This window comes from Nocardia flavorosea NBRC 108225 (assembly GCF_001613385.1).
Lineage (GTDB): Bacteria > Actinomycetota > Actinomycetes > Mycobacteriales > Mycobacteriaceae > Nocardia > Nocardia flavorosea.
The window spans coordinates 64,411-87,132 of the sequence record NZ_BDCG01000017.1; the positions used below are offsets into that span (position 1 = coordinate 64,411).

The window sequence follows — 22,722 nt, forward strand, 5'->3', positions numbered from 1 at the left end:
CGGGAAGGAGCCCACCATGGCCGGCCGGTACCTGTTCGACCTGTCGGGGCGCTCGGCGCTGGTCACCGGCGCCGCCGGGGGCATCGGTGCCGCGGTCGCCGCGGCACTGGCCGCCCACGGCGCGGCGGTGCTCGTCACCGATATCGATCCGGCGGCCGCCGCGGTCACCGCGGAGAAGATCACCGCGGACGGCGGGCGCGCGGTCGCCGCGGATCTCGATGTCCGGGATCCCGCAGCTGCTGCCGCCGCGGCCGCTGCCGCCGCCGAACTCGCCGGTGGAACAGTGCATATCGTGGTCAACAACGCCGGGGTGACCGAACCCGCGATGTTCGCGAACACCACCGAGGAATCGGTGCTGAAGATGCTCGATATCCACCTCTTGGGGGCTTTCCGCTGCGCGCGCGCCGCGCTGGACTATCTGCCCACCGACGGCACCGGCCGGATCATCAACGTCACCTCGTCGGCCGGGCTGGTCGGCACACTCGGACAGGTGAACTACTCGGCCGCCAAATCCGGGATCGTGGGCATGACGAAATCACTGGCCAAGGAACTGGCCCGTAAACAGATCACGGTCAATGCGCTCGCCCCGGCCGCCGCGACGCCGATGACCGCCACCATCCGCACCGACCCGAAGTTCGCCGAACAGACGCTGGCCCGCATTCCCATGCGGCGCTGGGCCGAACCCGAAGAGGTTGCCGGAGCGTTCGTCTTCCTCGCCTCCGACGCCGCCTCCTTCGTGACCGGTCAGATCCTGCCGGTCGACGGCGGCCTGGTGATGTGATGGCGGCGGAGTCCGTTCCCGGTCCGCTCAGCGGGGTCACCGTCGTATCGCTGGAACAAGCGGTATCCGCCCCGATGTGCACCCGGATCCTTGCCGATTTCGGGGCGCGGGCGATCAAGGTCGAGAATCCGCGCGGTGGCGATTTCGCCCGCGAATACGACCAGGTGGTGCACGGGCTCGCCGCGCATTTCGTCTGGGCCAATCGCGGCAAGGAATCGGTCGCGTTGAACCTCAAGGACCCCGAGGGCGCCGGCGCCCTGCATCGCCTGCTCGACAGCGCGGATGTGTTCGTTTCCAATCTCGCGCCCGGGGCGGTCACCGCGCTCGGCTTCGGCACAGAAGAGCTGGCCGCCCGGCATCCGGGCCTGATCTCGATCTCGATCGACGGCTACGGCACAGGCGGCACACTCTCCCATAAGCGGGCCTACGACCTGCTGGTACAAGCCGAATCCGGGGCCTGCGCGGTCACCGGCACGCCCGGCTCGCCCGCCAAGCCCGGCCCGCCGATCGCCGATGTCTCGACGGGGATCTACGCGGCGCTGGCGATCGTGACGATGCTCTACGCCCGCGACACTCCCGGCCGGGCGGCCCCCGGCCCCACCTCCGCCTCGGTGAGCTTGTTCGACACGATGGCGGAGCTGATGGGCTATGCGCTGACCTGGTCTCGCCACACCGGAGTCGACCAGGAACCGATCGGGATGGGATCACCGGCGGTCGCGCCCTATGGTGCGTACCCCACCCGCGACGGGCAGATCGTGGTCCTCGGCACGACCAACGACCGGGAATGGCAACGCCTGGCCGGCGAGCTGCTCGCCCGTCCCGATCTTGCCCGTGACCCCCGGTTCGCGTCGAACGCCGGCCGGGTCGAACACCGGCCGGGTCGAACACCGCGCGGAGCTCGACGCGGCGATCGCGCAGTGGTGCGCCGGTCACGATCTGGACATCATCCAGCAGCAGGCGGACGCGGCCGGTATCGGCAACGCCCGGTACAACACCCCGACCGAAGTCCTCGCCCATCTCCATCTGACGCAGCGGCAGCGTTGGCGTCCCGTCGAGACGCCCGCCGGTCCGGTGACCGCACTGCTGCCGCCGCCGATCCTCGCCGGCTACGACCCGCCGATGGGCGCGATCCCCGCACTCGGCCGGCACACCGACACGGTGCTGGCCGAAGCCGGATTCGACACCGGCACCCTCGCCGCACTGCGCGGTCGAGGCGCGATAGGCCCCGCGGTTCCCGCCGGGGCGGTAGTGGAAAGGACCGTATCGTGACCGATGAGCCTGTTCTGCTCAGCCACCAGACAGGGCGCGTGCGAACGCTGACGTTCAACCGGCCGCACCGCAAGAACGCGATCACCCGCGCGATGTGGTCCGCCCTGCGCGACGAACTTCGTGACGTCACCTACGGCGGCGAGGTGGGTGCGGTCGTCCTCACCGGTGCGGGCGGATCCTTCTGTTCCGGCGCCGATATCGCGGACGCCTCCGGGATGGACGAGTTCCCCGATCCCGCCACGGAGATCCGCGCGATCAACGAGGCGGTGCTGCAGTTGCACGACCTGCCGGTGCCGTCGATCGCGAAGGTGCGCGGTGTCGCGGTCGGCGCCGGCTGGAATCTCGCGCTCGGCTGCGATTTCGTGGCCGCCACCCCGGATACGAGGTTCTGCCAGATCTTCACCCGCCGGGCCCTCTCGCTGGACTGCGGCGGCTCCTGGCTGCTGCCCAAATTGATCGGGCTGCAGCAGGCCAAGCGGCTCGCGATGTTCGCCGACACCATCGATGCCGCGGAGGCTCGGTCGCTCGGCCTGGTCACCTGGGTCCAGCCCGAGGACAGCATCGACGATTTCGTCGCCGACGCGGCTGCCCGGCTGGCCGCCGGACCGCCCACCGCACTCGCGCAAACCAAGTCCCTGCTGAACGACGGCGCCGACCGCACCATGCGCGAAGCGCTACTCGGCGAAGGTCACGCCCAGCGAATCAACTTGACCTGCCCCGATGTCCTCGAGGCGTTCGCGGCGTTCAGCGAGAAACGCGATCCGGTGTACACCACGCCCGGTGCGAGTGCGTGACCCGCAACGAAGAAATGAGGTGCCACTGTGAACAGGAGAGCGACCGGTGTGAAGCGCCGGCGGCGGGAGCGTGGCTCGCTGAATCCGGAGGACATCATCGACGGTGCCTTCGAACTCGCCGAGCAGGTCTCGATCGACGGGTTGAGCATGCCGATGCTCGGTAAGCACCTCGATGTGGGAGTCACCAGTATCTACTGGTACTTCCGTAAGAAGGACGATCTGCTCAACGCCATGACCGACCGCGCGCTGAGTCGGCACGTCTTCGACACCCCATTCATCGACCCCGCCGACTGGCGCGACTCGCTGACCCACCACGCCCGCACCATGCGCTACGCCTTCCTCGGGAACCCGATCCTGTGCGATCTGGTCCTCATCCGCTCCTCGCTCAGCGCACCCGCCGCCCGCCTCGGCGCCCGCGGTATGGAGCGCGCCGTGGCGGCCCTGGTCGAGGCCGGGCTGACCGTCGATCAGGCATTCGACACCTATTCAGCGGTGAACCTGCACATCCGGGGTTCGGTGGTCCTGCAACGGCTGTACGACAAGAACTCCGAACTAGGCGATTCGGCCCGCGCCTACTACGAAGAGATCCGGATCGACCCGGAGAAGACCCCGCTGCTCTCCCAGGCGATGTCGAAGGGCCGGAAATCGGGTGCACCGGACGAGCACAATTTCGAATACGGCCTACAGTGCATTCTCGACAACGTGAGCCGGCTGATCGACGCCAATCGCTAGACGCTGGAGCCTTCGCGGGCGGCGAGCTCCCGGCCGGTGACCCCGGCGTCGCGGCGGATTTCCCGAAGCCGCTGGCCGAGAGATTCCCTGGCGTCCTGGACAGAGTCGGTCACTGCCGGGCGTTCACCGCGGCCACATAGTCGGTGAACGGTGTCGCCAACCGCCACAACCGGTCTCGGGTGGCACGGCAGTAAGCGACGATACCCGGGTCCGCGGTCACTGCTGCGCCCGCCGGTTTACCGGCGTCGTCGACCAGGTTGAACCCCACCCGGTCATCGTCGAACAGCCACCAGTCGTCAGCCGGCACGTCCTCAACCAGATGCCGCGGCGCGTACCGGATGTCCTCGCCGGCGTCTACGCTCGAACCGGCTACCGTCAGCAGCCAATGGTGATACCCCGACAGTGGTTCCGTGATCACCCTGACCCGCCTCATCAGCACGCCGCGGGCCGTCAATGTCTCGACGAGTTCGATCCAGTCGCTTTTGTCATAGCGGTCGGTTTCGGGTTCCAGTTCGCCGTTCAGGTAGCGGCGCAGCGGTTCCGACTCTTCCGGTTCGGCGTAGCAATCCCGCACTTCGAGATGGAACGCAGACCGTCGCGCTCCTTCCAAGAGTTCGAACCAGTCGTCATCCGAGCGGAGTTCCACCGTAGTAAGTCCTTTCAGCCCTCGGTACTTCGATGGCTGTCTCGTTGTCCTCCAGGATCAGCTTGTCCAGGACTGCACCCTCGACTATCGGGCGGCCGGACAGCCGGAATGTGCGTCGAGCCCTGTCGGCGATCTCGCTGTCGTCCAATGGTGCCGGAAGTTCAGTCATTCGCCGGACCCACGAGAGCGCACAGCTCACGTTTGATGCGGCAGGAAAGCGCTAGAGGTTGTGCTGGCGTCGGGAGGCTGTTGTGGCTGCGCTGCGCTACCGGCGGTTCACCGGCCAGAACACCGACCACACGATCACTGCGACCGGCAGCCCGATCACCACCGCCAAGCCGAGCATTGTCACCGCGCAGTCCCGGCCGCGTACCACCGGGCGAACGACAACCGGGGTAGGACCGTCTCCACGTCGGCCACATTCATCACCCGGTTCAGTTCGAGCGCGCCGAGGTGCTCCGGCGCGGGCAGTATCACCGTGTCGACCCCGGCGTTGCGCACCTGGTCCACGACCGAGAGCACTGAACGCACATCGGACCAGATGATTCGGTAGCCGAGACGGTCGGCCAATCGCCGGACCTGCGCCCGGTCCCAATCGGGCGCGGTACTCACGTCGTCATCTACCCATCCGAATGCTGTCGGCCGCATCGTCTTCCCTTCGGTTCACATCGTTGGCAGACTCCCCGTGGCGCGGCGCCGACACACACCACGGGGGTCGCGAATCAACGTATGGACACTGGACGGACACCTGAACTACGTCCGGGACGTTTCTTCGGACACTTCAAACCATCTGAATGTCCCGGTATGGTTCGGGCATGAGCCAGCGCCTCGAATCGGCAATGCTTCGGGACAGATGGATTCGGCCACACTCGCCGCCGCGGTCGGCGTGGACGCCAAGACCGTGAATCGGTGGTTGGCCGGGCGGGTGCCGCACAAGCGGACCAGGGCCGACGTTGCCCGTGTGCTGCACGAATCCGAGTCCACCCTGTGGCCCCGGACTCGGCCGGACCTCAGCGCGGGAGCACCTGCTACAGCCGAGGTCGTAGCCGCTTACGCGCACCGTGCCGATATCCCGAACGACGTCTGGATCTCCCTGCTGACGAGCGCAACTCAGCGGATAGACATCATCGGATACGCCTATCCGTTCGTACTCGAATTGATGCCGGATGCCTCCGACCTGATCGCCGGCAAGTGCCGCAACGGTGCCACTGTCCGACTCGCGTTCGCCGATCCGGATTGTCCCCATGTCGCGGAACGCGATGCGCTCGAACAGATGCAGGGGACGCTACCCGGACGCATCCGGAATGCGCTGAGTATGCTCGGCCCGCTCGCCACAGCGCCGGGATGCCGGATCGGATTGCACACCACGCACCTGTACAACTCGGTTTTCAGGTTCGACGACCAGATGATCGTGACCCCCTACCTGGTCCGGGCCCGTGGCTACCAGCACCCAGCGCTGCATCTGCGCAAACTGTCTCCCCACGGTATGTTCGCCTCGTTCGAAGACCAAACCGAACAGATCTGGGGAGCAGTGACCCCGTACCTGCAAGAGGTAGGCTCCGATGGCATCACGGCGTGACTACTACCGAGACCAGGATGCGCCCGAGGCGAACAGCCTCGTCCCCAGAGGCTCGGCACTCATAGTCGACGACAACGGCGCGGTGCTGATGCAACGCCGCAGCGACTCGGGGAACTGGTCGTTTCCCGGTGGAACCATGGAGATCGGCGAAACGCTGGAACAGTGCGTGATCCGGGAAACGAAAGAAGAGACCGGCCTCGACATCGAAATAACCGGAATCCTGGGGATATACACCGACCCCGACCATGTGATCGCGTACCCAGACGGCGAGGTCAGACAAGAATTCAACATCACGTTCTACGGCCGCGTGACCGGCGGCACCATCGCGGTCAGTTCGGAATCGACCGATGTCGAGTTCTTGACCCCGGCTCAGCTGGAAACACTCCCGGTGCACGAGACGGTACGACTCCGGCTACGGCATCACACCGAACAAAGACCGAAACCGTATCTCGGATGACACCATGCCTCACAACGGAATCGAACCGCTGCCGCCGCAGTCATAGCACGTAGGACCGCCCAGGCAGGACATACACATTTCTGTTCCCAGGCCGAGGCAGGATGAGCAGTCCTCCGTGCCTGTGCCGATCCAGTCGTGGATCGCCGTTGCCGATGCCGGCCTGCTGCAGCAGACCGCCACGGCCCGGTCGGCACCTGTGTGGTGACCACGCTGTCCAACGCACGCCGCCAGATCGACTTCGCCGCGACCTCGTCTGCCGAGCTCGCCGGCCCATCCGACTGATCGGCCGACCGCTCTCGGAAACGAGGAACAGCGGCGTGGGTGTCGAGTCAGTCGCCGGCTACTGCGAGTGTGGAGGCAGGAGCCGGCCGCTGAGGACGGGACGTTCGTTGAGGTCATCCAGAGGCAACCCGACGCCGAGCTTCTCGGCAAGCCTGTAGAAGATTTCGCGGGACCCCAAGGGGCCGTATTCGTCTTCTTCGGGCCGGGCGCCGAGGCCCTGCAACTCGGTGTCGAAGCGGTGCGGGTCACCGCCGGTCCGCGCGAAGCCGGTCCTGGTGTCGAGTCCGGTGGTAAGGCGGCCGTTCTCGGCGTACCGGAACACCACTCCCGGTTTCTCGTTGGCGTTCAGCACCACTGCCGCGGTTCCGATCGAGGCGCGCAGCACCAGTCCTGGATCTTCCAGGCCCTTCCAGCTACCGTGCTCCCACACCCAGGCCCAGCTTCCGTAATGTCCGGCGCTGACCACATATCCGTCGGGTGCGTAGAGAAGATCACGCAGTTCGTGGTGGAAGTCATCCTGCTCGCGCACTGCCACGGTGTTTCGGTCGACGCCCATCCGCTCCAATAGTTCCCGGGCGTTGATCTGACGAGCGAAGGTGAGGCTGAGCAGCGGCAGATCCCTACCGTACATCCACCCGAGGCCACCGGCCATGGCAGCGCCGTCATCAGCTGACGTAGTCATAGCGGCTGACACTGCCATGAGTCACCGACAACCAGGATGAGCCGTTGGCCGGAAAGACCCAGCCCGGGTGTGCGGGTAACTCAGGAGATATCCGGTTCCGGGACGTGGAAGTGCTCGTCACGCAACCGGAAGGCCTCGCGGGTGCCGTGTTCGGCACGGCTTTTGACGAAGTTGAATTCCCCAGGGGCGAACTGGAGATTGGTGCCGAACGCGTGGAACAGGTAGCTCGCGACCTCTTCCCCCTGGTACGCCTGGCTCTGTTCGACCAACCGGAACGCTTCCTTCGCGATGACCACGCCGTCGGCGGGCATTTTCGCCGCCTTCTCGGCCCAGTACCGGGCCCGGGCCGTGACACCGGACGGGTCGCTGGTCTCGGTGAACACCCCCAGATGTTCCACCTCGCCCGCCTGGAGGATATCGCCGGTCAGCAGCATGCGCCGGGCCAGTACCGGGCCCAGACGGTGGAAGAACAGGTGCAGGCTGCCCAGGGCCGGTCCGAGGAAGCGGGTGGCCGGCATGCCGATCCGGGTGTCGCGGGCGATCACCGAGATATCGGTCATCAACGCCATTTCGAATCCGCCGCCGAGCGCGTAACCGCTGATCTCGCCCACGGTGACCTTCGGGTAGCCCATGAGGTTGTGGTAGAAGCCGAACGATTTGCGGTCCACGGTCAGCCGGCGGCGCTGACTGGGTCGGCTTTTCGCCGGTTTGCCGTCGGCGCCTGCGCGGTCGCCGTACCAGCCGTAGGCGTTGTTCATATCGGCGCCGGTGCTGAATACGCCCTCGGTGCCGCGCAGCAGGACGACGGTAATGTCGTCGTCTTCGGCCGCGCGGTCGAGGTGGCGGGCCAGTTCGTCGCGCATGGCGGCGTTGTAGGAATTGCGCCGCGCGGGATTGTCGAGTGTGATGGTGACGATCCGGCCACCGGGGTCCACGTCGTAGTGCACTCGGCCGTCTGCGGCGCTGGAGTCGGTCATCAGGGGTCCTCTTCTCTTCACAGGTGCGGTACGTGCCGCAGATCAGTCGGGCACGTGGCGGCGGCCGAGGCGAGTACCGGTCAGTTTCGCCGCGACGGTCTCGACCTCTGCCGTGCACAGCAGTTTGTCCTCGCGCAGCAGCCGGGCCTTCGATCGGATTCCGGACTCGTCCACGACACGATCGATCTCGAAACGCAACTCCACCAGCAGCGGGGTCGGCCGGCGGTAGGTGATGTTCATCGAACGGGTTTTCCCGGTGACGCCGACGGCGCAGCTGTGGTGCTGGACCGCCGCGTCGAAGAACACGCCGAGGAAGCCGCCGTGCACAAGACCGGGCGGACCCTCGTGCACCAGGGGAAAAGCGATCCGGCCGGCAGCGCGTTCGGGGCCGAGCAAATCGAAACGATACTCGGGAAAGCAGGGGTTGTAGGCGCCGATATCGAAGGCGTGGTCCAGGTAGACGCGCTGGGTATCGCTCGCGTCCGGCCCGACCCGGGGTGCTGAGTCCGGGGGTGCCGCAACGGTCAGTTCGCGCTCCCACCGCTCGAGGTTTTCGATCATCGTGTCGACCGCCGGGTGCGGCTGTTCCAGGGAAACCAGTAAGCCGGCGATGCGGCGCAAGGCACCGGCCGCGGCCACCGTCTGGGCGAGCGGTTGTTCGCCGAAGCGCAGGGATGCCGTGGTGGCACCCTCGGCGGCGGGGTCGGATTTGTCGTTCACGGCCATCGAAACCTTGCTTTCGTCGCCGATAGGTCTGCACAAACCTTGGCAGAAGATCAACGGTATTGTCTACTGTATCTATATCAGTAGGCATCCCAGTGCCCCGTCCGCCCAGGAGGGAACCATGCCGTTCGACACCATCGGCTACGCAGTCGACGGACACACGGCCACCATCACGCTGAATCGGCCCGACGCACTCAACGCGCTCAGCCCGCATATGATCACCGAGCTGCGCTCCGCCTATGACGAGGCCGAGAACGACGACAAGGTGTGGTCGCTCATCGTCACCGGCGCGGGCCGCGCGTTCTGCACCGGCGCCGACGTCAAGGCCATCCCCGGCGACGGCAAGGTGATCAACGAACGGCCGTACCTGTCCACCTACGAGCAGTGGGAAGCGCCTCAGGAGGGCACGCCCCCGTTCCGGACCATGACCAAACCGGTGCTCACCGCGGTCAACGGCGTGTGCTGCGGCGCCGGGCTGGATTGGGTGACCACGGGCGATATCGTCATCGCCTCGGACCGGGCGAGTTTCTTCGATCCGCATGTCAGTATCGGCCTGGTCGCCGGACGCGAGGTCGTGCGCCTGGCCCGGGTGCTGCCGCGCACGGTCGCGCTGCGGATGGCGCTGATGGGTAAACATGAGCGGATGAGTGCCCAGCGCGCCTACGAACTGGGGATGGTCACCGAGGTCGTGGAGCACGATCGGCTGCTCGAACGTGCCCAGGAGATCGCCGCCATCGTCAACTCCAATGCGCCGCTGGCTGTCCGGGGGACGCGCTTGGCGATCGTCAAAGGTTTGAACGTCCCGCTGCACGAAGCCGAAATGCTCGCCGAATCGTTCCGGGAACGCGTCACCCGTACCGAGGACGCGCTCGAGGGCCCCAAGGCATTCATCGAGAAGCGCACACCCGATTGGCAATGCCGTTAACCCTTCCCAGCAGCCGAAGCCGGGATTTCCGACTCAGACCACACCGACAACCTCGGAGGGAGGCAGCAGTGCCTTATATCGTTTCCTCGGAGCCTTTCCGATGAGCGCCGCGTCCCGGGAAGCCGGGGCTTCCGGCTACGGCCGGGCCGGCGATCGGACCGAGGCATCTGCGGTGCCCAGTAACGGTCCGGCGGCCGACGCACCACCACGCGACTACAGCGGCGAGTTCGAAACGATTCTGCTCGAAGTCGACCCGACCGACCGCGTCGCGACACTCACCCTGAATCGGCCCGAGCGCCTGAACGCGTTCAACCGGACGATGTGTGAGGAAGTCCAGCGCGCGTGGCACACGATCAAACTAGATGACTCGGTCAACGCGGTCGTCGTTCGCGCGGCAGGTGACCGGGCATTCAGCGCCGGACTCGACGTCAAATCGGATTACGGGCAACCGGCCAGCGTCTGGCATCACGAGGATCCCGGCGAATTGCTCAGCCCCAAATGGCAGAAGATGTGGAAGCCGGTGGTGTGTGCGGTGCACGGGATGTGTACCGCGGGGGCGTTCTACTTCGTCAACGAATCCGATGTGGTGGTCTGCTCGGACGAGGCGACCTGCTTCGACTCGCATGTGTCCGCCGGCCTGGTGTCGGCGCTGGAACCGGTCGGGCTCATGCGCCGGATCGGGCTCGGGGAGACATTGCGGATGGCGCTGATGGGCAATGACGAACGGGTCTCGGCACAGACCGCGCTGCGGATCGGTCTGGTGTCGGAGGTCGTCGCCCGCGAACACCTGTGGGCCCGCGCCCACAGCATCGCGGCCGCCATCGCCGCCAAACCCCCCGCCGCCACCCAGGGCACGGTCAAAGCGATCTGGGAATCACTCGACAAGCCCTACCGGGCGGCGCTCGACCACGGACTCATCTACACCCGGCTCGGCAATCCGATCGGCAAATCCGAACTGGCCGCCTCCTCGCCCACCGCGACCGAACCGAGGATCCGCTGATGACCGATACCGCAGTACACTCCAACCCGCTGAGCCGGCGGATAGCCCATGTCCTGGCATTGCAACCGGATTCACCCGCACTGGAATTCGACGAGCATTGGTATTCGTGGGGAGGGATCGGCGGGCTCACCCAGCGCATCGGGTCCATCATCGAATCGGACCAGGGGCCGCGTCCGGTCGGGATTCTCCTGCAGAACCGGCCCGAGCACGTGGCCGCGCTCCTGGCGGTCCTGCTCGCCGGCGATACGGTGGTGGTGATCAACCCGTCGCGTGGGGACGACCGGACCCGCGACGATATCGCCGCACTCCGGCTGCCGCTGCTCATCGGCGCACCCGGCGACCTCGATGCGCTGGTGGTACCGGCACCGGAGGCCACGGTCGTCTCGATTCCGGGTCCGGACGCGCTGCCGGAGGTCCGGAGTACGGCGACCACGCAGAACAACGAAGCGGCGCGGCCGGGCGTGGCTGTCCGCATGTTGACCAGCGGCACCACCGGACCGCCGAAACGGGTGGATATCAGCTACGACATGCTGGCGCGCAGCGTCATGGGGACCGATCCGGCAGCGGCCGACGCCCCGGCACGGCCCCGTAAAGGGGTCGCCGTGGTCAACGCACCACTGGTGCATATCGGTGGTGTCTTCCGGGTGCTGCAGTGCGTCACCGAGGCCCGGCCGTTCGTCCTGCTGCCCCGGTTCGAGCTGAAATCCTGGGTGCGCGCGGTGCGCGCGCACCGGCCGGGCGCGGTCTCGCTGGTACCGGCGGCGTTGCGGATGGTGCTGCATTCGGAACTGTGCCGCGAGGACCTCGCGGGAATCCGCGTCGTCACCTCCGGAACGGCACCGCTGTCGGCCGACGACGCCGACGCCTTCTACGAGAAATTCGGCATCCCGGTGCTGACCTCGTACGCCGCCACCGAATTCGGCGGTGGGGTGGCCGGCTGGACGCTGCCCGATCACGAACAGTACTGGACGGCGAAGCGCGGCAGTGTGGGCCGGGCAACGGGCGGCGCCCGGCTGCGGGTGGTCGACGAGCACGGCGCGGTGCTCGGCGCGGGCGAGGCCGGGGTGCTCGAGGTGATCCCGGGACAGCTCGGACCGGGCGCGGACTGGGTCCGCACCACCGATCTGGCGCGGATCGACGCCGACGGGTTCCTGTGGATCCTGGGCCGCGCGGACCAGGCGATCATCCGCGGCGGTTTCAAGATCATGCCCGACGATGTGCGGGGTGCCTTGGAAAGCCATCCGGCGGTGCGCGGTGCCGCGGTGGTCGGCCGGCCCGACCCACGGCTCGGTGAGACCCCGGTGGCGATGGTGGAACTGCACCCGGACGCGGACGCCTCGCCCGGCGCGTTGACCACGTTCCTGCAGACTCGGCTGGCGCGCTACGAGATTCCGACCGAACTGGTTGTGGTGCAGTCGATTCCCCGAACTCCCTCGGGCAAGCCCGATCTCCGCGCGGTGCGCAATCATTTCGAAACCGCCGCGTCGCGGCACGCACAGGTTCACCCGAGCGGCAACGCGACCGCTCCTGCGGCGGCCGACGCGCCCACCCACTCCACCGGGCACGCGCTCTCCGGCCCCACCGCGCCGGCCGATGTCACCGGGCACGACACCGCTGACCCCACCGAACCTGGGACCGTCGGCCGCACCGAGCACGAAGCCACCGATCCGAGCGAGCACAGATCCGCCGGTCCGGCCGACCACGAGACTGCCGACCCCACCGGGCCCGTGGTCGCCGATCATGCCTTCTCCGGACACAACCAGGCCGGACACACGGCTGCCGGATACGCCGAAACCACCCGACACCGGCCGGTCGACCTCGACGGGAGCGACCGTGCCGGCCGATAACGACACCCTCGCCCCACTGCTGCACCGGCAGGCGAGCGTCCGTGGCCGGCACCCGCTGCTGATCTGTGACCACGAGCGACTCGGCTACGCCGAAGCGCAGGCTCGTTCCGCCCGGCTCGCCCGCGGGCTGATTGCAGTGGGCGCCGGTAAGGGCACGCATATCGGAGTGCTGTACCCGAACGGGGCCGATTTCGTGATCGCCGCGTTCGCCGCGGCCCGGATCGGGGCCGTGGTGGTACCTTTCTCCACCTTCGCCACCACGAGTGAACTGAGCCGCCAGCTCGTGGACAGTGATATCCGGATCCTCCTGTCGATCGACGGCCATCGCGGTCACGACTACGTAGCGCGGCTGGCCGAGGCGCTACCCGGCGCGTTCGCCCGGGCGGCACCGCGCGTGGCCGACCGGATGCTGTGCCCGGAGGCCCCGCAGCTGCGACATATCGCGATAAGCCACCGCCCTGGCACCGGACCGCGCGATATCGGCGAACTCGACCGGCTCGCCGACACCGTCGGCGAGGACCTCCTCGCGGCGATGGAACGCGACGTCACCGCCGCCGATCCGCTATCGATCATCTACACCTCCGGTTCGACCAGCGCGCCGAAGGGTGTCGTGCACACCCACGGCGCACTCTTGGCCCATCAGCGCAACCTCAACGAAATCCGATGCCTCACGGCGGAAGACAGGCTGTTCTGCAATTCACCGTTCTTCTGGATCGGCGGCTTCGGTTTCGCGCTGCTGGCAACCCTGCTGGCCGGTGCGACACTGGTGTGTTCCGACGCCGGCGACGCGAGCGCTACCCTCGATCTGCTGGAAGCCGAAACGCCCACGGTCACCAACGGTTTCGCGGCCGGTGTCGCGCATCTGGCCCGGCATCCGAGCTTCGTCGCCCGCGATCTGTCCTCGATGCGCCGCGGCAACCTCTATGCGATCATGCCCGCCGACGCGCGACCCACCGACGCGGAGCTGCGGCACAATATGCTCGGGATGACCGAGGCGGGCAGCGTGGTCCTGCTCAGCGGCGACGACTCCGATCAGCCGGAACACCGGCGCGGTTCGTTCGGAAAACCCGCCCCCGGCTTCGACACCCGCATCGTCGACCCCGACACCGGCACCGACGCCACGACCGGCGAACTGTACATCCGCGGACCGTATGTGATGCAGGGTTACCACGGTCGCAGCCGGGAGCAGTGTTTCGACGCCGACGGCTGGTTCCCTACCGGTGATCTGGTGCGCGTGGACGACGACGGGTTCTTCTACTTCCTCGGCAGACGCGGAGCCATGATCAAAACCGCGGGCGCCAATATCTCGCCGGCCGAGGTGGAGAAGGCGATCATGAAGATCACCGGCACGCCCGCACATGTACTCGGCCTGCCCGACCCCGACCGTGGCCAGATCGTGGTCGCCGTACTCGTCACCCCCGACGCCACCGTCGACGATACCGCGCTGCGCGAAAGCCTCCGGCAGGAGTTGTCGGCCTACAAGGTCCCCCGGCGATTCGCCGCCCTGCGGCCCGGCGAGGTGCCGCTGCTACCCGGCGGCAAAGTGGACATCCAGCGACTCGGAAAGATCTTCGATGCCTGAGCACACCGCGGCGACCGCCACCATCGACACCCTGCTGCGCCGTCATGCCGCCGAGCGTGGAAACCATCCGGCGGTGATCGACCCGCATACGCGCACCACCTATGCCGACCTCGACGCCACCGCCCGCCGGCTGGCCGCCGTGTTCGTGGCCGCCGGAATCACCAAGGGCACCCGAGTGGGGCTGGTAGCCCCCAACAGTGTCGGCTGGGTGCGGATCGCGCTCGCGCTCACCAGGTTCGGCGCGGTGCTGGTGCCGATGAGCACACTGCTGAAACCACCGGAGCTGATCGCCCAACTACGCGCCGCCGCCGTGGAAGTACTCATCACCACCGTCGAATTCCGCGGCCACCGTTACCTCGACGGACTCCGTTCCGTACTCGGCGAATCAGTGGACACCACGCCGATCTACCACAGCGAATTGCCCGCTCTCCGAAGCATATACACCGTCGAATCACTGGGAAACCTCATCGTCTCCGGGCTCCGGGCGGACTCCACCAGCACCCGGGACCTGCACACGCCCGCCGAATCCGAGCCGAAACACGACCTGGGCGCACAGCTCACTCAGGACCCCGGCACCGGTGAACCGCCGCACACCGGCACTGGCCCCGGGCCTGCGTATGGGCTCGCCCCTGGTCAGCGCACACAGCCGCCGGCCACCACCGGATCCGCCGACACCCCCGACGGCGGCCGGCACATGCGAACGGACCCGGCCTCCGCACCGCCGCCGCTATCCGGGGACAGCCTCGATCCAGCCCGGAACCCGATCGAGGCCGGCTCCGGCGTGAAGATCTCCTCCGGTACGCGGTCGGCGCACGGACCTGCCCATATCCACAGTGCGTCTGCGCAGTTCGCGGTAACACCGGCAGCGACCGAGGTCGCCGACGCGCTGACCGCCACCGTCCGCCCGGCCGACCCCATGCTCATCATGTTCACCTCCGGCAGCCGTGGCCTGCCCAAAGGCGTTATCCATTCGCACGGTAACGCGCTGGCCGCCGTGCGCTCCGGGCTCACCGCCCGCTGTATCGACGCCGAGACCCGCCTCTACCTCCCGATGCCGTTCTTCTGGGTCGGCGGGTTCGGCGGTGGCATCCTTTCCGCGCTCGCGGCGGGCGCCACCCTGGTCACCGAGGAGATACCGCGGCCGGAATCGACCCTGGAGTTACTCGAACGCGAACGGGTCACCCTGTTCCGGGGCTGGCCCGACCAGGCCGAAGCCCTCGCCCGCCGGGCGGAAACCCTCGGCACCGATCTGTCCGCGCTGCGGCCCGGCAGCCTCGAGGCCCTACTACCGCCCGGGCAGCGTGCGCGGCCCGGCGCCCGGGCGAACCTGTTCGGGATGACCGAATCATTCGGCCCCTACTGCGGCTACCCCGCGGATACCGATATGCCCGAATCCGCGCACGGTAGCTGCGGCCGGCCGTTCGACGGGATGCAGGTGCGCATCGCCGATCCGGCCGGTCACCCGGTGCCCGCGGGCACCATCGGGGAGATCCAGCTGCGCGGACCGCATATCCTGCGCGGTATCTGCGGCCGCGCCCGCGAGGATCTGTTCACCCCCGACGGCTACTACCCCACCGGCGACCTCGGGCACCTCGACGACGCGGGCTTCCTCTTCTATCACGGCCGGCGCGACGATATGTTCAAGGTCAACGGCGCGACCGTCTACCCCGGTGAGGTCGAAAAAGCGCTGCGCTCGCTGGACGGCGTCACCGGCGCTTTCGTCACCGATATCGACCGCAGCGACGCCGCCCGGGTGGCCGCGGCCGTGCTCGTCACGGGCAGCCCGAGCGTCGATCGGCTGCGCGCCGCGACCAAGGAGATCCTGAGTTCGTTCAAGGTGCCGTCCACCTGGCTGCTGCTCGACTCCGATGCCGATATCCCGCGCGGCACCACAGGCAAGGTGGATCTCGCCGCGCTGCGAAAGTTGCTGACCGACCGCGGTGTCGAGGCCGGCACCGCCACCGCGCCCCCGCACTGAACACTTCTCCTCCGGTACCGCATACGTCACCGCAATCGACCCGCGCACCCGGAACGGGATGCATTCGACGATACCTCGACAAGGACCGACCATGACTTCCACCCAGGCGATCGGCGATCTACTCGACCACATCGGCTTCCGGAAGGAACCGGACGAATCAGGTGCGATGACCTGGGAACTGCCTGTGGCACCTCACGTCGTCAACAACTCGGGCGGCCTGCAAGGTGGTCTCGTTGCCACCCTCGTCGATATCGCCGCGGGCACACTGGCTTTGGATAGCCTGCCGGTCGGCGGCGTGGTGACCTCGGACCTGAGCGTCCGCTATTTCCGCGCTGTCACCACCGGTACGGCCCGCGCGGTATCCACCATCGTGCACGCCGGGAAGCGCTCGATCGTCGTACAGGTCGAGGTGCGGAACATGCCCGAGAACCACCTCGCCGCCCTCGCCACGGTGAGCTTCGCGATCGTCGGGTACAACACCCGCACCGGCAACTGACGCCCTCCGAAGTCCTTCTCCGCACACGCCCAGCACGGTTGATCGCGCTTCCGATACCGCCCAGCCGGCGAGGTCTTCGGCGGCACCGAGGACAACACCGTCGTCATCGACTCCGCCTTCGGTTCCGGCGGCGATGGCAGGATGCTACCTACACGTCGGCCGTCAGCACGTAACAGTAGCTGAGTATTTGCCGGCACAGGAGAGTGGACCCTTTTCCGCCCAGTAGAGGAGCACGATAGATGCGTTCTACGGTCCGCAACGGGCTTGCCGCCGCCGCGATCACCGCCGCGGGACTCACCGCACTCGCCCCGTCCGCCGCCGCCCAGCCCTCCATGTACAACCCGGTGATCACGCCGTGCAACCACCTGTTCCGCACACCACTCGGGGCACCACGCCCCGGCACCGACGTCTATTGGAGCCCGTTCGGCACCAGCGGCATCGTCTGCTACCACTGGGGCACCGGGATGCCGGACTTCTATCAGCGCGATCCATGGGGCAATTGGCACGACATGAACGAACTGACGCCCGGCCACTTCTTCTATGCGCTGCCCACCTCGACCGTGCCCGACCAGGCCACCTGGGGCTGAATCACCCACTGCGCGGCACTCACAACGACCGGTCGAGCCATCCTGTGACCGTCGATCTTGCTCTACCGTGGCTATCCATGCACCTCGGGCTGGCCCAGCTGGTCGACCCTCGCCTCCGGCTTCTCACCGACGAGTCACGCGCTTTCCATGAGAACCGCGCGACCGGACGGGGTCCGAACAGTCCGGAGGAGCTTCGCGCAATCCGGGCCGGCCTGCCCGAGCCGGCCCCGGCGAGTCCCCCAGCTGTCGAAGAACTGGTCGCCGCGACGGACGCGGCGTCCCGCTACGGTTCCACGCTCCCGAGGACGCGGTGAAAGGCGTCTTCCTGGAGATCCACGGCGGCGGTTTCTATATGGGGTCAGCCGCCGCAAGCGACCTCGGCAACCGCCGGCTCACCGACGCACTCGGTATCGCAGTCGCGAGCGTGGACTATCGGCTCGCACCCGAACATCCCTGGCCGGCCGCGCCGGACAATTGCGAAACCGCCGCACTCTGGCTCGCCGAGCACGCCCAGCACCGTTTCGGCACAGCGAAGCTCGCTATCGGGGGCTTTTCGGCCGGCGCAACACTGGCGATGACGACACTGCTGCGCCTGCGTGATCGGGGCGTCGCGGCATTCGATTGTGCTGTGCTGCAATTCGGCACCTACGATCTGAGCGCACAGACACCGGCCGGCCGTCTCATCGCCGACGAGTATTTCCTCGAGGCATACGCCGGCACGGCCCCGGACCGAACGAACCCCGACATCTCTCCGATCTACGCCGACCTGACCGGCCTGCCGCCGATCCTCATGGTCGTCGGCGACGCCGATATCCTGCTTCAGGACAACCTGGCCATGGCCGCTCGGCTATCGGCCTCCGGCGCGGACATCGATCTCCGCGTCTACCCCGACTCGCCCCACGGGTTCACCGGACATCCGACCCCGATGGCGCAGGCCGCGCTCGAAGATATCCACACCTGGCTCGGCCGACACCTGAACTCGACACAGTGACCCGTATGTCGCCGCCATCGTCTTCGTTCCGGGCACCCTCAGGCCTCGCTGACCTCGCAGCGGCTACACGTCACGGCACGGTTCAGTATTCGAGCGCGGTCCACGGGATGTGGATCGGGAACGGATGGCCGATATGTATGCCGTGCTCATCGGCAGGTGTCCACTCGTCGACCAGCAGGTAATTGGTCGGATGCAGCGGATGGACATCATCGGGCAGGGATGCGTACCCGGTCTGCAGGGCGTACGCGCGGACGGCAGATATCGCACTGCGCCCGGACGCCAGGGTGACCTCCCAGTACCAGGGGATACCCGCAGCCGCGTAGCGTCCCTTCTTCGCCTCCATATCCGCCTGTTTGTTCGACGGCGACAATACTTCGCCGACCAGCAGCGTATCGGTGGCCCGGACATCTGCGAACGGTGATTCGAGACAGTGGTACACCAGAAAATCCGGTGTCAGGAAATCGGACTTCCCGCTGCTTCGGAGGAAAACGTTGGTTTCGAAGTTCACGGTCCAGCAGGTCTCGGGATCTTCCGACATGCGCTTGCGCGCGCAACGTTCGATTTCGTTCCGCATACGTGCCGTGAACATCTGATGCTCGCCCGGACCGCGACGCAGCCACACCACCCGACCGTCCCAGAGCTCGATCTGCTCCGCGATCTCTTCGGGTAGTTGCTCCAGTTCCTCCCAGGTCATGTACTCGGGAAGGTCGGGGCGGTCGGTCTCCGGCAGGGACATATCGCCATGGTAAGCCACCGCACCACGCCCGACCGGCGGGTCGCTCCGGTGCACCTTTCCTCGGTTGGCCGCCAGTACCGTCATACTGTCGCGTCCTGTCGCGCCCGCCACAGGGGACTACGGGGCCCGTCTGGCGACGGCTGACACCAATGCCGACAGCTCCCCGGCGGCAGACAGCCGGATGGCGAGCCCTCGATAGACATACGGATGGGTGGATGGCGATCGTCCGGTCAGTTCTCCTGACAGAGGGCGGCGACGGCGTCCGCCCGCACCTTCATGGCGGCATTTCGCGGCAGCTCGTCGACGATCGCGATGTCGACCGGCATGTGGTGACCGGGTAGCGCCTCCCGGACCAGCTCGCGTAGTTCGGTGGAGTCCGGTTCCCCACGTTCGCGACGCAACTCCACCGCCGCGAACGGCACCTGCCCGAGCCTGCGGTCCGGAACGCCGACCACACAGGCATCACGGACCGCGGGATGCTCGAGCAGGACCACGCGCACCGACTCGGGCAGGATCTTGAAACCGCCACGGTTGATCGCGCCGTCCGCCCGGACGTACACCGTGACGAAACCGTCGGCATCCATCACGCCAGATCCGTGGTGCGCAGGAAATCGGGTCCGACCGCTTCGACACGAGCCGCGAGCACCCCGCGCTCGCCGGCCGGTACCTCGTCCCCGGTTTCCGGATCGAGGATGCGCACCTCGGCACCCGGCAGCGGCCGGCCCGCACTGCCGGCCTTCACGGCGCCGAATTCCCGGTACAGATCGGGTGTCCATGCGCACACCGAACCGGCGAACTCGGTTGCCCCGTATGCCACAGCAGGGCAACGCCGAATCGGCGTTCGAACTCCGCGCGCAGTTCCGGGTCCAGCGGGCCCGATCCGCCGGGCAGGTACTCCAGCGAGGACAGGTCCTCCGGCGCCACGTCGGCGTCGAGCAGCATGCGCAGTTTGGCCGGCTGGACTCCGGTGCGCCGGATCCGGTAGTTCTTCACGGCCCTGACCCACGGCTCGACCGCGAACTTCTCCAGCAGGATCATCCGCTTTTCCTTGGTAGGGCGCGTCGAGCAACTGACAGATGCCGATACTGCCGAACGGCCAGAACATCAACCCCGGCGGATCGCGGGGCGCGGCGGGTAATCCGCCGGTCATACTCAGCACGGTGTGTGCCAGTGCGGCGGTGCCGATCGGCACACGTTCGGGTGGACCGGTGGTACCGCTGGTCAGGATGTGCAGGCCTGCTTCCTCCCGGCAGGGCCGGCGGGCGGACGGGTCACCGGTTACCACGGTCTCGACCCACTGTGGCCCTGCCGTCAGGGAGATGCCCGCGCTGCCGATACGGGTGCACGCGGCCCGGACCGGCTCCGTCCAGTCCTCGGCGGCGGCCAGTACCGCGCTCAGCCCCAGTCGCTCGACTTCGGCCGCCAGCGAACCGGGCGACTGATAGGAATTGATCATCGCGACCGGCCGCCGCCCCGCGACGAAACCGAGTACCGACGCGGCGTGCGGGATCCGATTGCGCACGACAATCCCTACCCGCGCACCGGGCTCGCTCCCGGCCGGCGTCATTGCGTGGTCGACGGCATCGATGCAGGCGGCGATCTCGGTGCCCGAGTACCAGCGCTGTTCGAATTCGATACAGGGACGCTCGCCATATTCCGCTATCCGGCCGGCCAGATGGGCGGCGAAGGCGCTGCCGGGGTCTTCCTCATGGCGGGTGCCGGTCATACCTGGACCCCGATCACGATTCGGCCGGCGCGGGCGGCCGGTAGAACAGCATCAGCTGACCGATACCGGCCGGTAGAGCGGATCCTACCGCGACGTCCGGCTCCTGCGACTCTACGAGGGCACCAGCGAAATCCAGCGGTTGATCATCGGTGGCGGCCTGGTCAAGAATGCCCGGCGACAGGGCACACCGCCGGCCTGATCCCCCGGCTCGGCCGCCGCCGGGACATGCGGCGGCCGAGCCGGCGGCGGCGGTCAGGCCTGGCCTGTCACCTGCTCGCGGGCCCAGCGGTAGTCGGCTTTACCCGCAGGACTGCGCATGATCTCGGGCCGGTACACCACGGCTTTAGGAAGTTTGTAGCGCGCGAGGGACTGCCCGGCATGGGCGATCAGTTCGTCGGCCTCGGTTGTAGCGCCCTCGACGAGTTCGACGACGGCCACCACTTCCTGGCCCCAGCGCTCGCTCGGGCGGCCCACCACCAGCACATCGGCCACGGCCGGATGCGAGGAGATCGCGATCTCCACCTCCTCGGCGAAGATCTTCTCGCCCCCGGAGTTGATGGTCATGGAGTCGCGGCCCAGCAGTTCGACCGAGCCGTCGGCGAGGAGACGGGCGCGGTCGCCGGGCAGGACGTAGCGCACGCCGTCGATCACCGGGAACGTTGCGGCGGTCTTCTCCGCATCGCCCTTGTAGCCGAGCGGGGTGAACCGGCGTTGCGCCAGCCAGCCGATCCCGTCGTGGCCGGGCTCGAGTACGGATCCGAGATCCTCGGCGACAAACCGAGTATCGGCGCCCGCCGAGAATTTCCCGGTCGATACGAATCCGGCGGCGGATACGTGGTGCATCTGCGCGCCGGTTTCCGAGGAACCGACACCGTCGAGTACTGCCAGACCCGGGACCGCCGCGATCCAGCGTTCTTTGACGGCCGGGCTGAGCACCGCACCGCCGTTGGCGAGCGCCACCATCGAGGACACGTCCGCGCCACCGGATTCCACGGCGGCCAGCACCGGACGCGCCAGCGCATCCCCCACCACCATGGCGACCGAAACTTTCTCCCGCTCGATGGTGTGCACGATCTCGTCGGCGTCGATGCGGTCGGTGACCGAGGGCAGCACGATTGTCTGGCCGGTGGTCATGGCCGTGAGCACCGCCCACTGTGCCGCGCCGTGGATCAGCGGCGGGATCACCATGAGTTTCATCCCCGGATTGGCGCGCGCCCGTTCCGCGATTTCGTCGTGGGAGGCGATCGTGGCGCCGCTGCTCGCATCGCGGCCGCCGCAGGCTCCCATATAGATATCGTGCTGGCGCCACAGCACCCCCTTCGGCATTCCGGTGGTGCCGCCGGTGTAGAGCACGTAGAGGTCGTCCGGGGAGGGTTCGACCGGTAGCGGTTCGGGTTCGGTGGCGGCGAGCACCGTTTCGTAGTCGACGGCGCCGTCGAGCAGGTCGTTATCGGACGAGTCGGCGATCTGGATCAGCACCCGCAGGCCGGGCAGGTCCGGCAGTACCTCGGCGAGCATCGGCGCGAACGCGGCGTGGTAGACCACCGCGGTGGCGCCGGAATCGGCGAGCAGGTACTGCAATTCGTTCTCGACGTAGCGGTAGTTGACGTTGAACGGCGCCACCCGCGCCCGGAACGCGCCGATCATGCTCTCGACGAATTCGGGTCCGTTGTAGGCGTAGATGCCCAGGAGATCCTGGCCGACTTCGTGGTTCGCCAGATCCGGCCGTTCGGTACTGCATCCCAGCCCCTGGGCGTGCAGATAGGCCGCCAGGCGCCGGGAACGGTCGGCGACCTGCGCGTAGGTGTGCCGGCGCTCGCCCTGCACGATCAGATCCCGGTCCGGGATCACGGCGGCGGCGGTATCGACGGCGGATACGAGTGTGAACTGTGGTTCGGTTCCGGTCGCAGAAGTTGGGGACAACGGTGACTC

General features: G+C 67.3%; 21 protein-coding genes and 4 pseudogenes. 15 read left to right on the forward strand and 10 right to left on the reverse strand.

The genetic code is table 11. From position 1 onward, the window contains the following. Positions 1-16 precede the first annotated feature (16 nt). The 4 genes and pseudogenes from NFL01S_RS22540 to NFL01S_RS22555 all read left to right on the forward strand — a co-directional run bounded on the left by NFL01S_RS22540 (position 17) and on the right by NFL01S_RS22555 (position 3,576). Complete coding sequence (locus NFL01S_RS22540; protein WP_062978302.1) at positions 17-781, forward strand: SDR family NAD(P)-dependent oxidoreductase; 765 nt, start codon at positions 17-19, stop codon at positions 779-781. Continuing rightward, a pseudogene (locus NFL01S_RS22545) lies at positions 781-2,050 on the forward strand (CaiB/BaiF CoA transferase family protein). Before NFL01S_RS22540 ends, NFL01S_RS22545 begins: the two are co-directional and overlap by 1 nt. Then, positions 2,044-2,844, forward strand: coding sequence for an enoyl-CoA hydratase/isomerase family protein (locus tag NFL01S_RS22550; RefSeq protein WP_371851844.1), 801 nt, complete (start codon positions 2,044-2,046; stop codon positions 2,842-2,844). Before NFL01S_RS22545 ends, NFL01S_RS22550 begins: the two are co-directional and overlap by 7 nt. Positions 2,845-2,871: 27 nt before the next feature. Beyond that, entirely contained in the window at positions 2,872-3,576 is a 705-nt protein-coding gene (locus NFL01S_RS22555) for a TetR/AcrR family transcriptional regulator (protein ID WP_062978304.1), read from the forward strand. 109 nt (positions 3,577-3,685) lie between these two features. Here the strand turns inward: NFL01S_RS22555 and NFL01S_RS22560 are convergent, their stop codons facing one another. From NFL01S_RS22560 to NFL01S_RS22565, 3 genes are all read right to left on the reverse strand, one after another. Beyond that, positions 3,686-4,222: a DUF6879 family protein gene (locus NFL01S_RS22560; RefSeq protein ID WP_062978305.1), complete on the reverse strand. Its 537-nt coding sequence runs from the start codon at positions 4,220-4,222 to the stop codon at positions 3,686-3,688. Continuing rightward, the gene (locus tag NFL01S_RS35675) at positions 4,203-4,391 is read right to left on the reverse strand and encodes a hypothetical protein (protein ID WP_157116818.1); all 189 of its coding nucleotides are present in this window, start codon (positions 4,389-4,391) and stop codon (positions 4,203-4,205) included. The genes NFL01S_RS22560 and NFL01S_RS35675 overlap by 20 nt, the downstream gene beginning before the upstream one ends. 179 nt (positions 4,392-4,570) lie before the next feature. Then, positions 4,571-4,834, reverse strand: a complete 264-nt coding sequence (locus NFL01S_RS22565) for a hypothetical protein (RefSeq protein WP_307615718.1) — start codon at positions 4,832-4,834, stop codon at positions 4,571-4,573. A 241-nt stretch (positions 4,835-5,075) separates the two neighbouring features. On the opposite strand from NFL01S_RS22565, the gene NFL01S_RS22570 reads away from it, so the two are divergent. Further along, positions 5,076-5,801: a hypothetical protein gene (locus NFL01S_RS22570; protein ID WP_062978307.1), complete on the forward strand. Its 726-nt coding sequence runs from the start codon at positions 5,076-5,078 to the stop codon at positions 5,799-5,801. Beyond that, entirely contained in the window at positions 5,785-6,258 is a 474-nt protein-coding gene (locus NFL01S_RS22575) for an NUDIX hydrolase (protein WP_062978308.1), read from the forward strand. Before NFL01S_RS22570 ends, NFL01S_RS22575 begins: the two co-directional genes overlap by 17 nt. A gap of 340 nt (positions 6,259-6,598) precedes the next feature. Here the strand turns inward: NFL01S_RS22575 and NFL01S_RS22580 are convergent, their stop codons facing one another. From NFL01S_RS22580 to NFL01S_RS22590, 3 genes are all read right to left on the reverse strand, one after another. Then, a complete protein-coding gene (locus tag NFL01S_RS22580; RefSeq protein WP_157116819.1) occupies positions 6,599-7,222 on the reverse strand; it encodes a DUF6461 domain-containing protein in 624 nt (207 codons plus the stop codon). An 80-nt stretch (positions 7,223-7,302) separates the two neighbouring features. Beyond that, positions 7,303-8,199, reverse strand: a complete 897-nt coding sequence (locus NFL01S_RS22585) for an enoyl-CoA hydratase/isomerase family protein (protein WP_062978310.1) — start codon at positions 8,197-8,199, stop codon at positions 7,303-7,305. Positions 8,200-8,241: 42 nt separating this feature from the next. Then, positions 8,242-8,919, reverse strand: coding sequence for a PaaI family thioesterase (locus NFL01S_RS22590; RefSeq protein ID WP_371851841.1), 678 nt, complete (start codon positions 8,917-8,919; stop codon positions 8,242-8,244). 124 nt (positions 8,920-9,043) lie between these two features. Between NFL01S_RS22590 and NFL01S_RS22595 the strand changes: the two genes are divergently transcribed. The 8 genes and pseudogenes from NFL01S_RS22595 (at position 9,044) to NFL01S_RS22630 (ending at position 18,328) form a co-directional block, all read left to right on the forward strand. Next, the gene (locus NFL01S_RS22595) at positions 9,044-9,847 is read left to right on the forward strand and encodes an enoyl-CoA hydratase/isomerase family protein (RefSeq protein WP_062978507.1); all 804 of its coding nucleotides are present in this window, start codon (positions 9,044-9,046) and stop codon (positions 9,845-9,847) included. A 100-nt stretch (positions 9,848-9,947) separates the two neighbouring features. Beyond that, positions 9,948-10,847, forward strand: coding sequence for an enoyl-CoA hydratase/isomerase family protein (locus NFL01S_RS22600; protein WP_084493146.1), 900 nt, complete (start codon positions 9,948-9,950; stop codon positions 10,845-10,847). Next, positions 10,847-12,334 (forward strand): annotated as a pseudogene (locus NFL01S_RS22605) (class I adenylate-forming enzyme family protein); the annotation flags it as partial. The gene NFL01S_RS22600 and the pseudogene NFL01S_RS22605, both read left to right, overlap by 1 nt. Before the next feature lie 346 nt (positions 12,335-12,680). Then, positions 12,681-14,276 carry a class I adenylate-forming enzyme family protein gene (locus NFL01S_RS22610; protein ID WP_062978312.1) on the forward strand — a complete coding sequence of 532 codons (1,596 nt, stop codon included), beginning with the start codon at positions 12,681-12,683 and terminating at the stop codon, positions 14,274-14,276. Beyond that, entirely contained in the window at positions 14,269-16,254 is a 1,986-nt protein-coding gene (locus tag NFL01S_RS37065; RefSeq protein WP_245670833.1) for a long-chain fatty acid--CoA ligase, read from the forward strand. Before NFL01S_RS22610 ends, NFL01S_RS37065 begins: the two co-directional genes overlap by 8 nt. A gap of 91 nt (positions 16,255-16,345) precedes the next feature. Beyond that, positions 16,346-16,750: a PaaI family thioesterase gene (locus tag NFL01S_RS22620; protein ID WP_062978313.1), complete on the forward strand. Its 405-nt coding sequence runs from the start codon at positions 16,346-16,348 to the stop codon at positions 16,748-16,750. A gap of 239 nt (positions 16,751-16,989) precedes the next feature. Continuing rightward, on the forward strand, positions 16,990-17,337 hold the full coding sequence (locus tag NFL01S_RS22625; RefSeq protein ID WP_062978314.1) for a hypothetical protein: 348 nt from the start codon (positions 16,990-16,992) through the stop codon (positions 17,335-17,337). Positions 17,338-17,414: 77 nt separating this feature from the next. Then, a pseudogene (locus NFL01S_RS22630) lies at positions 17,415-18,328 on the forward strand (alpha/beta hydrolase). Positions 18,329-18,410: 82 nt separating this feature from the next. Here the strand turns inward: NFL01S_RS22630 and NFL01S_RS22635 are convergent. The 3 genes from NFL01S_RS22635 to NFL01S_RS22640 form a co-directional block, all read right to left on the reverse strand. Next, positions 18,411-19,064 carry a Uma2 family endonuclease gene (locus NFL01S_RS22635; protein ID WP_062978509.1) on the reverse strand — a complete coding sequence of 218 codons (654 nt, stop codon included), beginning with the start codon at positions 19,062-19,064 and terminating at the stop codon, positions 18,411-18,413. 230 nt (positions 19,065-19,294) lie between these two features. Next, positions 19,295-19,648 carry an AMP-binding enzyme gene (locus NFL01S_RS37480; protein ID WP_307615785.1) on the reverse strand — a complete coding sequence of 118 codons (354 nt, stop codon included), beginning with the start codon at positions 19,646-19,648 and terminating at the stop codon, positions 19,295-19,297. After that, positions 19,648-20,790 (reverse strand): class I adenylate-forming enzyme family protein, encoded by a 1,143-nt coding sequence (locus NFL01S_RS22640; protein WP_307615727.1) that lies wholly within the window; start codon positions 20,788-20,790, stop codon positions 19,648-19,650. Before NFL01S_RS22640 ends, NFL01S_RS37480 begins: the two co-directional genes overlap by 1 nt. Positions 20,791-20,859: 69 nt before the next feature. Here NFL01S_RS22640 and NFL01S_RS35680 point away from each other — a divergent pair. Further along, positions 20,860-20,989: pseudogene (locus tag NFL01S_RS35680) on the forward strand (acyl-CoA dehydrogenase family protein); the annotation flags it as partial. A 53-nt stretch (positions 20,990-21,042) separates the two neighbouring features. Here the strand turns inward: NFL01S_RS35680 and NFL01S_RS22645 are convergent. Further along, positions 21,043-22,713, reverse strand: coding sequence for an acyl-CoA synthetase (locus NFL01S_RS22645; protein WP_062978315.1), 1,671 nt, complete (start codon positions 22,711-22,713; stop codon positions 21,043-21,045). Positions 22,714-22,722: the final 9 nt, after the last annotated feature.